The organism is Actinoallomurus iriomotensis (genome assembly GCF_030269445.1).
Lineage (GTDB): Bacteria > Actinomycetota > Actinomycetes > Streptosporangiales > Streptosporangiaceae > Actinoallomurus > Actinoallomurus iriomotensis.
In genome coordinates this window covers 346,350-358,111 of sequence record NZ_BSTJ01000007.1, presented here as the reverse complement: position 1 = coordinate 358,111, position 11,762 = coordinate 346,350, and the positions used below count along the sequence as shown (strand labels likewise).

At 71.3% G+C, this 11,762-nt stretch carries 9 protein-coding genes; 6 read left to right on the top strand and 3 right to left on the bottom strand.

Annotated elements, in window-relative coordinates; translation table 11 throughout:
- Positions 1 to 34: 34 nt before the first annotated feature.
- Complete coding sequence (locus tag QSK37_RS28385; protein WP_285583739.1) at positions 35 to 358, bottom strand: ArsR/SmtB family transcription factor; 324 nt, start codon at positions 356 to 358, stop codon at positions 35 to 37.
- Positions 359 to 437: 79 nt separating this feature from the next.
- On the opposite strand from QSK37_RS28385, the gene QSK37_RS28380 reads away from it, so the two are divergent.
- The gene (locus tag QSK37_RS28380) at positions 438 to 1,493 is read left to right on the top strand and encodes a GDSL-type esterase/lipase family protein (RefSeq protein WP_285626976.1); all 1,056 of its coding nucleotides are present in this window, start codon (positions 438 to 440) and stop codon (positions 1,491 to 1,493) included.
- 10 nt (positions 1,494 to 1,503) lie between these two features.
- On the opposite strand, the gene QSK37_RS28375 is transcribed toward QSK37_RS28380, so the two are convergent.
- Positions 1,504 to 2,298 carry a polysaccharide deacetylase family protein gene (locus QSK37_RS28375; RefSeq protein WP_285626973.1) on the bottom strand — a complete coding sequence of 265 codons (795 nt, stop codon included), beginning with the start codon at positions 2,296 to 2,298 and terminating at the stop codon, positions 1,504 to 1,506.
- Between the two features lie 201 nt (positions 2,299 to 2,499).
- On the opposite strand from QSK37_RS28375, the gene QSK37_RS28370 reads away from it, so the two are divergent.
- The 3 genes from QSK37_RS28370 to QSK37_RS28360 all read left to right on the top strand — a co-directional run bounded on the left by QSK37_RS28370 (position 2,500) and on the right by QSK37_RS28360 (position 5,928).
- Positions 2,500 to 3,702 (top strand): hypothetical protein, encoded by a 1,203-nt coding sequence (locus QSK37_RS28370; protein WP_285626971.1) that lies wholly within the window; start codon positions 2,500 to 2,502, stop codon positions 3,700 to 3,702.
- 49 nt (positions 3,703 to 3,751) lie between these two features.
- Positions 3,752 to 5,269, top strand: a complete 1,518-nt coding sequence (locus QSK37_RS28365) for a molybdopterin-dependent oxidoreductase (protein ID WP_285626969.1) — start codon at positions 3,752 to 3,754, stop codon at positions 5,267 to 5,269.
- Positions 5,270 to 5,334: 65 nt separating this feature from the next.
- Positions 5,335 to 5,928, top strand: coding sequence for a fasciclin domain-containing protein (locus tag QSK37_RS28360; RefSeq protein ID WP_432705613.1), 594 nt, complete (start codon positions 5,335 to 5,337; stop codon positions 5,926 to 5,928).
- Between the two features lie 63 nt (positions 5,929 to 5,991).
- Here QSK37_RS28360 and QSK37_RS28355 read toward each other — a convergent pair whose 3' ends face one another.
- Positions 5,992 to 7,851 (bottom strand): M64 family metallopeptidase, encoded by a 1,860-nt coding sequence (locus tag QSK37_RS28355; RefSeq protein WP_285626964.1) that lies wholly within the window; start codon positions 7,849 to 7,851, stop codon positions 5,992 to 5,994.
- A gap of 248 nt (positions 7,852 to 8,099) precedes the next feature.
- Between QSK37_RS28355 and QSK37_RS28350 the strand changes: the two genes are divergently transcribed.
- On the top strand, positions 8,100 to 9,752 hold the full coding sequence (locus QSK37_RS28350) for a penicillin-binding transpeptidase domain-containing protein (RefSeq protein ID WP_285626961.1): 1,653 nt from the start codon (positions 8,100 to 8,102) through the stop codon (positions 9,750 to 9,752).
- Complete coding sequence (locus QSK37_RS28345) at positions 9,749 to 11,716, top strand: transglycosylase domain-containing protein (RefSeq protein ID WP_285626959.1); 1,968 nt, start codon at positions 9,749 to 9,751, stop codon at positions 11,714 to 11,716. Before QSK37_RS28350 ends, QSK37_RS28345 begins: the two co-directional genes overlap by 4 nt.
- Positions 11,717 to 11,762 lie beyond the last annotated feature (46 nt).

The following is an 11,762-nucleotide window of genomic DNA, read 5'->3' as shown; positions in this document are numbered from 1 at the left end:
GAACCACCCGCCTCTCGCCCCTTGGAATCGACCGTTAGACGAGGTCTTCCGGCGTGGCGAGTACGGCCTTCAGCAGCCCCGGGAAGCAGGCGTCCAGGTCCTCGGTCCGCAGGCTGATGATGCGCTGGGCGCCGTGGACGCGCTCACGGAGGATCCCCGCCTCGCGCAGGACCTTCTGGTGGTGGGAGAAGGTCGGCTGGCTGATCGTCAGGCCCGCGGTGTGATGCAGCTCGACGCAGGGTGACTCGTCGAGCGCCGCGAGGGCCCGCACCATGGTCAGGCGGACGGGATCCGCGAGCGCCGCGAGCACCTTCCTCAGCCGGAGATCCTCGGTCGCGGGATGCCGGTCGTCACTCATGACCACACCATATCGACAACCATCGATCTGATCGACTAACGTCACAGACATCGACGGACATCGATATATGGAGCGTGTCATGACCTGGACCACCGCCTTTCTCGCCGCGCTGGGTGACCCGGACGGAACGCCGCCCTTCATGCCACAGCCCCGGTCGTTCTCCGCCCAGACGGTGCGGCAGGCCGTCCGGCTGCGGCGCGGCGGCCGCTCCCTGCGGCTCACCCTGAGCAACGAGTTCGGCCGTACGCCGCTGGTCATCGACGAGGTGACGGTGGCGGGCGGCGTGCCCGTCCCGTACCGCGGTGGGACGCGCTGGGAGATCCCGCCAGGAGAGACCGCGACGAGCGACCCGGTCCCCCTCGACACCTCGGCGGGCGACGAACTCCAGGTCCGCTGCTTCGTGGCCGGCCGCGCCGAACCGGCCGCGTACCTGCACTCGGCCCAGCGCACCGGCGAGATCCTCCCGGGCGCCGAACGGTTCCCCTCGCTCTACTGGATCAACCGGGTCCACACCGACGCGCCCGCGACCGGACCGGTCGTCGTCGCCCTCGGCGACTCGATCACCCGAGGCGACGGCACCTCCGCCGACCGCGACCAGCGGTACCCCGATCACCTGCAGCGGAGGCTGCTCTCCGCCGGGATCGAGGGCGCCGTCGTCCTGAACGCGGGCATCGGCGGCAACCGGCTGCTCGGCCCCTTGTTCGGGCCGACCATGACGGAGCGGTTCACCCGCGACGTGCTCGGCGTCCCCGAGGTCACCCACGTCCTGATCATGGGCGGGCTCAACGACCTCGCCATGGGATCGACGGCGGGCGACATCACCGCGGCCCTGTTCGCGCTGGCCCGCCGTACGCAGGAGCACGGCGCCCAGCCGATCCTGGGCACGATCACCCCGGTCGGGGGCAGCACTTATGAGATGTTCCAGGCCGACGGTCTCGAAGACGAGCGGCGAGCCGTCAACCAGGCCGTCACCGGCCAGCGGGACTGGCCGGTCGCCGACTTCGCCGCCGCCCTCGCCGACCAGGACGATCCCACCCGGCTCCCCGCGGCCTTCGACTCCGGCGACGGCGTGCACCCCGGAGACGCGGGTGCCCGCGCCCTCGCCGAGACCGTGGACCTCGACCTGCTCAAGTAGGCCGGACGGCTCAGAGGGCGACGAACGTGAGGCCGCGCTGCTGAAGGGCCGGGATGACGGTGCGCAGGGCCTCGATCGTCTCGGAGCGGTCGCCGCCGCCGTCGTGGCAGAGCAGGATGTCGCCCGGCTTGGCGGCCAGCATCGTCTCGGTGATGTGGCTCGTGCCGGGGCGCGCCCAGTCGCGGGGGTCGACCGCCCAGTCGATGTTGATCATGCCGTGTTCGGCGGCGGTGTCGAGGACCTGGGTCGACCACGCGCCGCCGGGCGAGCGGAAGAACTTCGGCGCGACCCCGGTGGCCTGCGCGATCCGGTCGTGCGCCTCGCCGATCTCCTGCCTGATCTTGTCGGAGCCCATTCCCGGCAGGTTGAGCGGGTGCGTCATCGTGTGGTCCGAGACCTGGTGGCCCGCCGCCACGATCCGCTTGACCAGCTGTGGAGTCTCGATCACCTGTTCGCCGATGAGGGAGAACGTCGCCGGCACCTTGAACTCCGCGAGCAGGTCCAGCATCTTCGGCGTCCAGGTCGGGTGCGGACCGTCGTCGATGGTCAGCGCGACGGCCGTGGCCGGAGCGGGCGGCGACAGGTCCTTCAGCCCGTGCACGGGACGCTGGAGCGCCTGGATCGGCCCATGGGCGTACCCCGGATCCGGCGGAGGGCGATGCGCGGCCGCCGTACGGGCCCGCCGTTTCGCGGGCTTCGTGTCCGGCTGAACCGCCCGTACGATCACCGGCCCGCCTCCGGCCAGGAGGCCGAGGGTCCCGGCGGCCGCCGTAAGCAATACCTGACGTCGGTCAAGTCCGCCCATTGCGCCTCCCCGAGTGCCGGTTCTCTTTGGTGACTTGCCCCGACATGAGAATGCGGATACTCCCCGTCAGGTTCATGCTTCGGTGAAGGAAGAGTATTGCCGCGTCCACGGGCGTACCGCCGCTTTCCGTGGCGTGTCGCCGACCGCACCAAAAAAGGGGGCGCCGTACCAGGATCGCCCCCGCGAGGACATAATCGTGTGGTGTTCGGAAACGGACCGCGCTTCCCCGTCATCGAGTCCACCTGCGGCTGGTCGGCGGCGCCCGTGGTCAGCGACGACCTGATCCTGCTCGCGGGCGGCGCGAGCGGCCAGGAGGTCGGCGACGCGCCGATCCTGCAGGCGATCGACCATGAGAACGGCGTGGGAGAGCGGTTCCGGCTGACCCGCGAGGCCAGCGGCCGGGAGATCGAGCCCGGCGAGATCACCACCACTCCGGGCGGCGACATCGTCCTGCCCGTCTACGAACACGACACCTCGCTCCACGTCATGCGGATCGCCCGCGACGGCGACGTGCGCGCCGTGGACGCGCTCCCCGACGACGAGCCGTACGACATCGTCGCGTACGACCTGGGCAGCAAGCTGCGGGTGGCGGTCCGTGCCCTGGACGACGAGGGGTACCTGTGCTCGTGGCTGTACCGGCAGGGCCGGCGGCAGGGCATCACCTACCGGCGCTGGGGCGAGGACGGGTACCTGTGGGGCAGCGAGGAATGGCTGCTGCACGCGAGCGGCGACATCGTCGTCGGCGCGACCTCGCCCGACTACGGCCGGCCGGGACCGGCGCAGCGCTGGGTCGGACGCGACGCCGCCACGGGCACCACCCGGTGGTTCACCGAGACCGCAGGGTACGTGCTGGCCGGCCGGGCCGGTGACGCGCTGATCGCCATCGACCTGGCCTCCTTCGACCGCTCCGATCGCGGCGAGCGCGACGACGACTTCGTCACCTGGGCGCACGACACCGGGGTGCACGCCATCGACCTGGCCACCGGCGTACGGCGCTGGACCAGTACCGTGCCGGGCCGGGTGCACAGCGCCGCCGTCGGACCGGACGGGGTCGCGCTGTGCGCCGAGTCCGCCGACGACGGCACCTGGCGGGTGCACCACCTCGACCTCGACGGCGCGTACACGGGCGTGACGCCGCTCGGCGGGCACGCGTGCGTGGTCGCGCGTACGGTCGAGTACACGTTCGCGCTGGTCGAGGGGCAGTGGCTCATGGCGCTGGACAACCCCGGCACCGCCGCGTCCGGCGCCGCCGAACCCTGGACCATCCCCATCCCGCTCGGCGGCCTCGCGCCGAGCTACGCCGCCCGGGTGGCCGACATGCGGCTCGACACGGTGCCGATCACGCTCGCCGGCACCCGCTGCCACCTGCGCGGAATCGACAGTCTGCAGATCATCGAGATCTGATCCGAGAAAGGAGCCAATCCGCTCCGCGTCCGGCCCCGAATAAGGGGGCATGGACGGAAAACCGGCAGACGGCGTCGCGGGTGTCATCGCCGGCGGAGTGGCCCTCGGCGTGGCCGAGTTGTCCGCGGCCGCCGCCGGTGGGCAGCAGGCATCGCCGCTGATCGCGGTGGGTGCGGCGGGCATCACGTTGACCCCGGAGTGGCTCAAGGATTTTGCCATCCGGCATTTCGGGACGAATGACAAGCTCGTCCTGCTCATCGGCCTTGGCGCCGGCATAGCGGCGATAGCCGTAATCCTCGGAATCATCACGCGTCGGCATCCGGTGATCGGTCTGGCGGGCCTCGGCGCCCTGGCCGTACTGGGCGCCGTGGCGGCGGTGACCCGGCCGGCCGCCGGTTGGACCGCCGTCATCCCCTCGATCGTCGGCGGCCTCGCGGGAATGGCCGCGCTGGCTCTTCTCGTACGCCCCCATGATCACCCACGGACCGGTCAGGCCGTCGGCGCGGATCGGCGGAACCTCCTCCTGACCGGCGCGGGGGCGGTGGCGGTCGCCGGGGCATCCGGTCTCGGCGGCCGCCTCCTGCTGGAGCGCGGGAACGTCGACGCCGCCCGCAGGTCCGTACGGCTGCCGCGCGCGGCCTCCGCGGCCAGGGCGGTGCCGGCCGGCGCGCAGATCCGGGTGCCCGGCATGACGCCGTTCGTCACGCCCAACCCCGGCTTCTACCGGGTCGACACGGCGCTGACGCTGCCGCAGGTCGCGCCGCGGGACTGGACGCTGCGGATCCACGGCTTGGTCGACCACCCGGTCGAGCTGTCCTTCGACGACCTGCTGAAGCGCCCGATGCTCGAACGCGACATCACGCTCAGCTGCGTCTCGAACCAGGTCGGCGGCAGGTACGCCGGCAACGCCCGCTGGCTCGGCGCCTCCCTGGCCGGGCTCCTGCGCGAGGCCGGGATACGGTCCGGCGCCGACCAGATCCTCAGCCGCTCCGCCGACGGCTTCACGGTCAGCACGCCGATCGAGACGATCATGGACGGCCGCGACGCCCTGCTGGCGGTCGGCATGAACGGCGAGCCGCTCCCGGTCGCCCACGGGTTCCCCGCCCGCATGGTGGTGCCCGGCCTGTACGGCTACGTCTCGGCGACCAAGTGGGTGGTCGACCTGAAGGTCACCCGGTTCGCCACCGACAAGGCCTACTGGACCGAACGCGGCTACGCCGACCACGCGCCCGTCAAGACGCTGTCCCGCATCGACGTGCCCCGCGCGTTCGCGCAGGTCACGGCCGGCCGAGTGCCGGTGGCCGGTACGGCGTGGGCGCAGCACCGGGGGATCGACGCGGTCGAGGTCCGCGTCGACGGCGGGCTGTGGCGGCGGGCGGAGCTCGCCCCCGTGTCCGGACTGGACACCTGGCGCCAGTGGGTCCTCGAGTGGGACGCCACGCCGGGCTCACACCGGCTGGAGGTCCGGGCCACCGACGGCACCGGCGCGATCCAGCCGAGTACACGCGTGCCGCCCATCCCCGATGGGGCGACGGGTTGGCACTCGATCGTGGTCACCGTCACCTGACGGGCCCACAGGAAACCCACAGTTGAAGGAGAAGTCTCGTGAAGACCCGTGTTCTGACCGTCGGCATGCTCACCGGTGGTCTCCTGCTCAGCGCCGCGGCCTGCGGCGGTGACGGCAAGAGCGGCGACGGCGCCTCCTCCGCCCCGGCGGGCGGCGGCGCGCCGACGTCGAGCGCCGCGATGGCGGACAAGCCGTTCGGCTCCGGCTGCTCGGCCGTGCCGGACTCCGGCAAGGGCAGCTTCTCCGGCATGGCGCAGGACCCGGTCGCCACCGCCGCCTCCAACAACCCGGTCCTGTCCACGCTGGTCACGGCGGTCAAGAAGGCCGGCCTGGTGGACACGCTGAACTCCGCGCAGAACCTCACGGTGTTCGCCCCCACCAACGACGCCTTCGCCAAGATCCCCAAGAAGACGCTCAACAAGGTGCTCGCGGACAAGAAGACCCTGTCGAGCATCCTCACGTACCACGTCGTCGGCCAGAAGGTCGCGCCCGGCGGACTGACGAGCGGCAGCTTCAAGACCCTCCAGGGCGGCATGGTCAACACCAGCGGCTCGGGCGAGTCGTACAAGGTCAACGACGCGAACGTGGTCTGCGGCAACGTTCAGACGGCCAACGCCACCGTCTACATCATCGACTCGGTGCTGATGCCGAAGAAGTAAGCGGGGCGTCCCCGGCCCACCGCTCCGTGGCGGGCCGGGGGACCGTGGGCCGGGGAAACGCCGTCAGCCGCTCTTGCGCAGGATCACCGTGACCTTCGTGGCCGGGCCGACGTTTCCGGCGGCGTCGATGGCGCGGTACTCGATGGTGTGCCGGCCGTAGCCGGGCGGTACGTTCTCCCAGGCGACGGCTCGCGCGGGCTTGCCGAGCTTGCCGTAGTAGAGGTCGTCGATGTTCGTGCCCAGGGGTGTGAACACGAACGGCGCGGTGGAGTCGGTCGGCCAGCCGAAGTAGCGGTACCAGCCGTCCCCGTCGACCTGGAACTCCGCCAGTGTGCTGCCCGGCCCGTCGTCGGACGGGTTCAGCTTCATGGTGAACCGGTCGTCGAAGACCTTGGTGCCGCCGTGCGTCGCGGCCGGTGTGGAGAACTGCGCGGCGATCGCCGGACGCCGCGCGTCGACCTTCCAGGACAGCGGCGCCGACCGGGCACCGGTGGCGGGGTCGGCCGCTCGCGCGGTGACGGTGTGCGTCCCGGAGGTCAGGTGGAAGCGCCCCAGGTCGAGGTCGCGGTCGTTCCCCGGGGTCGTCACCCGCCGGCCGTCGACGGTCCACCGGACCGCCGGGACCGACACCGTCGGGTGCGTCGTCTCCGCGTAGATCACGTCGTCCGCGCCCACGTCCGTGCCGGCGGGGGTGGCGTCCGTGAAGCCCACGGCGGGGGCCACCGGCGCGGTCGTGAGCCGGGTGTCCACCGTCCAGGTACGGGTCTGGGTGAGGGCCGCGGAGGACCTGATCGCCGGGTCGCGTACGAAGCCGGTGGAGTCGTCGACCTTCGCGGTCAGGGTGTGCGTGCCCGGCCTGAGGTGCCGCCGGGCCAGGTCGAGGTTGTGCCGGTCCGTACTGCCGGGGACGGTCCGGCCGTCGAGGGTCCAGGTGATGTGCAGCGGGTGGCTCACCGGGTGGAGGGTCTCCAGCCAGACGACGCGGTCCGCGCCGACGGGCGTCCCGGTCGGGGTCTGGTCCTGCACCAGGTCGAGCTTGGCGGAGATGGCCTGCGTCATCCGTTCGCGTTCGACCTGGTCGTAGGCGTAGCCGAGGGTCTTCATCATCGAGTGCTCGCTCGGCCGCCACACGCCCGTGGTGTCGTAGACGCCGCCCTCGTAGCGGCCGACGACGCCGCCGGCCGTGCTGCGGTCGCCGAGCCAGCGCCACCATTTGGCGTGCTGCTCGCGCATCTGCCGCTCGGTGAGGAGGGTGTGGTGGATCGAGTCCGGTTCGCCGCCGGTGTACGCGCCGCCGGGCACGCCCCGCTGGTAGTAGTTGTACTCGTCCTGCAGGCCGCCGAGTGAGTGGCCGATCTCGTGCGGCATGATCAGCGAGGACATCGCGTTGCCGCCGGACGCCGTGGCGTACGTCCCGCCCGCGCCGCCGTACGTGGTGCTGTTGGCCAGCGCGACGATCTGCCGGTTGGCGGCGCTGGTGCCGGTGACCAGGTCCGCGTACCTGCCGGCCGCGTCATCGTCCATGACCAGCAGGCGCTGGATGCCGTCGGTCCGGCAGCCGCTCCAGAACCGCATGCTCAGCGGCGTGGTGCGCTTGGCGGAGTTCACGGAGGGGTCGCAGCTCACGCCCGACTCGCCGGACGTGATCTCGACCCGGTAGACGTTGACGTAGCTGCGGTAGGACTTCCACGGTTCGAACCCGAAGAGGGTGCTGACCTCCCGGTCGACGTTCTCGCGGAACTTCGGCATGTCGGCCTCGGTGTAGCCGTCGCCGAGGATGACGACGTTGAACCGCTTCGCCGGATCGCCTGTGACCTGGACCGGCACGACCTTGGCACCGCCGACGTCGTCGGCGTGTGCCGGACCGGCCGGCGCCACGAGCGACGCGGCGACCGCCATCGTCGCGATCATGCGTCTGAGCATGAGAGGCCCTCCTACGGATGCGCATCGGACCAGCTGATCATCGTCCGCTGGAGGCCGATGCGGAACCGTCCGCCACGCCCTGACCCGGCTGATTTCCCTTGTGACGGAGCTCGGTGACCGGGCGCTGTGGGCAGGAAGGATATTGAAACGCCTATCACTCCCCATTCATATGCATCTTGGACTTTTCGCTGGTCAGCTGCTGTCCTTGTCGGCCTGACGAAGTCTGGCGGACAGAGGGGAGTCCGATGATGCGCCGATCCCGCATGGTCGCCGTCGCGGTGGTCGCGGCCGTGGCCGTGCTTACGGGGGTGGGAGCGGTGTGGTTCCTGCGTGACGACGACGGGCCGGGCGACACCGCGAAGCGGTACCTCGCGGCCTGGAGCGGCGGCGACTTCGCCGCCATGCGCGCCCTGACCGACCGTCCGCCCGCCGATTTCGCGACCCGGTTCACCCGCATGCGGGACGACCTGGGCGTCACCAGACAGCACTACCGGATCGCCTCGGTCGGACACGCCAAGGACGGCGAGGCGGGCGGCTCGTACCGGGCCGAGCTGACGCTGTCCGGGGGACGCGTCTGGACGTACGGCGGGTCGCTGCCGTTCGTCGAGCGGGACGGCCGGTGGCGGGTGGCCTGGTCTCCGCGGGTCATGTACCCGGGTCTCGAGGAGGGGCAGCGGCTCCGCGCCGCGCACACGTGGCCGGACCGGGCGGACATCGAGGCGGCGGACGGCAGCGGTCTGAGCGGGTCGCCGTCCGGGTCCGTCCAGCAGCTCACCGGTCCGCTCGGCCCCGCGTCCGCCGCCGCCGCGAAGAGGCTCGGCGCGCCGTACCGCGCGGGCGACACGATCGGCGTGGACGGGCTCCAGCGGCAGTACGAGCGCCGTCTCGCCGGTACGCCCGCCCTCGCCGTACAGATCGTCGGCGCGCACGGCACGCCGGTGCGGACGCTCCAGCGGTTCGGCGGCACCGAGGGCCGGCCGCTGCGGACGACGCTCGACCCGAAGGTCCAGAGCGCCGCCCGTGACGCCCTCGCCGACGTGGCCAAGCCCACGTCGCTGGTCGCGCTGCGACCCTCCACCGGGGAGATCCTCGCCGTGGCGAACAAGCCCGGCGGCTACAACCGGGCGCTGATGGGCCAGTACCCGCCGGGCTCGACGTTCAAGGTGGTCACGGCGGCGGCGCTGGTCGCGGGCGGCATGGACGCCGGGACCCGGGTCGGCTGCCCGGCCACCACCACGGTCGGGGGCCGCTCGTTCCACAACTACCAGCAGGAGGACTTCGGGACGGTCGCCCTCCGGGAGGCGTTCGCGCACTCGTGCAACACCACGTTCGCGCGTCTCGCCGTGGACCGGCTCGGCCAGCGGCGGCTGGGCCAGGTCGCCACCGAGTTCGGTTTCAACGCCCCGATCATCGCCGGGCTGCCCGCCGTACGGGCCTCGTTCCCGGACAACAAGGACGACGCCTCCTTCGCCGCCGCCTCGTTCGGGCAGGGGCAGGTCCTCACCAGCCCGCTGAACATGGCGAGCGTGGCCGCGGCCGCCGCCGACGGCACCTGGCGCTCGCCCCGGCTGGTCGACGCCTCACTCGTGTCGCAGGCCGTGGACGCCGGCGGCCACCGGCCCGAGCCGCCGCACCGGTTGCGGCCCGCGGTGGAGCGGGCGCTGCACTCCCTGATGCCCGCCGTCGTCAGCGAGGGGACCGCCGCCGGCGTCGACTTCCCGTCCGGGACGGCGGGCAAGACCGGCACGGCGGAGTACGGGACCGGCGCCGAGCCGCCCACGCACGCCTGGTTCATCGGCTACCACGGCGACCTGGCCTTCGCCGTGATCGTCGAGGGCGGCGGGACCGGCTCCGAAGCCGCCGCGCCCATCGCGGCGAAGTTCCTCAAGGCCGCCGGATGAGCGCGCTGGTCAAGCTGCTGCGGCTGCTCGGGGCGGCCGCCTTCGCCGGGGTGCTGGTCGGTCTGCTGGCGCTGCCGGGTGTGGGCAGTGTGGGGATGGCGGCGCGGGACGCGTCAGCGGGTTTCCAGGACATGCCGGACTTCAGCCTGTCGCCGCCGCCGGAGCGGAGCACGGTGTACTCGGCCGACGGCCAGGTGATCGCACGGTTCTACTACCACAACCGTGAGTCGGTGAGCCTGAACCAGGTGGCGCCCGTCATGCGGAAGGCGATCGTCGCGATCGAGGACGACCGGTTCTACGACCACGGGCCGCTGGACTTCAAGGGATCCTTCCGCGCGCTGGTGACCAACGCGCAGGACGGCGGGATCAAGCAGGGCGGTTCGACCCTCACCCAGCAGTACGTCAAGAACCTGCTGGTGGAGAACGCCAGGACGGACGAGGAGGCGCAGGCGGCCAAGGCGCCGAACTTCGGGCGGAAGCTGCGGGAACTCCGGTACGCGGAGAATGTGGAGAAGCGGCTGACCAAGCAGCAGATCCTGCAGGGTTATCTCAACATCGCGTACTTCGGGTCGGGCGCGTACGGGGTGCAGGCGGCCTCGCAGTACTACTTCAGCAAGAACGCCTCACAGCTGACGCTGTCGGAGGCGGCGCTGCTCGCCGGTGTCACCAACAGCCCGTACTTCTATGACCCGGAGATCAACCAGAAGGGCGCCACCGACCGCCGCAACACGGTGCTGTACCGGATGGCGCAGCTGAAGATGATCACCAAGGCGCAGGCCGACGCCGCCGCGGCGACACCGATCACGCTGCACATCAAAAAGCCCAAGGCCGACTGCGTCGACAGCAAGGCCCCGTTCTTCTGCGAGTACGTCAAGGACGAGATCCTGGGCAACCCCGCGTTCGGCAAGACCTCCGCCGACCGCGAACGACTCCTCTACCGCGGCGGCCTCACCATCCGCACCACCCTCGACATGAAGGCACAAAAAGCCGCCCAAAGAGCACTGGCGCTACGACCGAACAAGGCCAAGACCGCGACCGAGGCGATGGTCAAACCCGGCACCGGCGAGATCAAGGCCATGGTCGTCAGCAAGACCTACGGCGACAGCAGGAAGAAGGGCCAAACCACCCTCAACCTCGCCGCCGACTACGCCCACGGCGGCAACGGCGGCTACTCCGCCGGCTCCACCTTCAAGATCTTCACCCTCGCCGCCGCCCTCGACAAGGGCTACAGCGTCGGCACCACCCTCCCCGCACCCAACAGCACCACCGTCAGCGGCTACACCGACTGCAAGGGCAACCACTTCGAGCCGTGGTCGGTACGCAACGCGGAGACCACCAAGGCGTCCTCGGCCAGCTTGTCGACCGGCACCTGGGAGTCGCTCAACACCTACTACGCCTACCTCGAACAGCGCGTGGGCCTGTGCGACTCGGTCCGCATGGCACAGAGGTTCGGCATGGCGCAGGCGACCGGCCGGCCGCTGCAACAGGTGCCCTCCCAGGTGCTGGGGACCAACGACATCGACGTCACCCACCTCGCCGCCGCGTACGCCGCCTTCGCCGCCCACGGCCGGTACTGCGCGCCGATCGCCGTCACGGCCGTCACCGGTTCCACCGGCAAGAAGATCGACGTCCCCAGGGCCGAGTGCGACAAGGCGATCGACGCCGGCGTCGCCGACGAGGCGACGCGGATCCTGCGGGGGGTGCTCACCAAGGGCACGGGCCGGGGCCTGGGCATCGGCCGTCCGGCGGCCGCCAAGACCGGCACCTGTGAGAGTTTCTCGTGCGCGGCGTTCGCCGGCTACACGCCCGACCTCGCGGCGGCCGTCTGGTTCGGCGACCCGGCCGCGCCGTTCGGCGACCCGAGCCCCGGCGTCTTCGGCGCCAACGTGGGCCCGATCTGGCGGGCGTCCATGGAGGGCGCGCTGCGCGGCGCCGCTCCGACGCCGTTCACCGCCCAAAGGTGATCATTGTGGCGGTCCCTGTCGTAGGTCTGCTCTAGGGTCGGGCGCC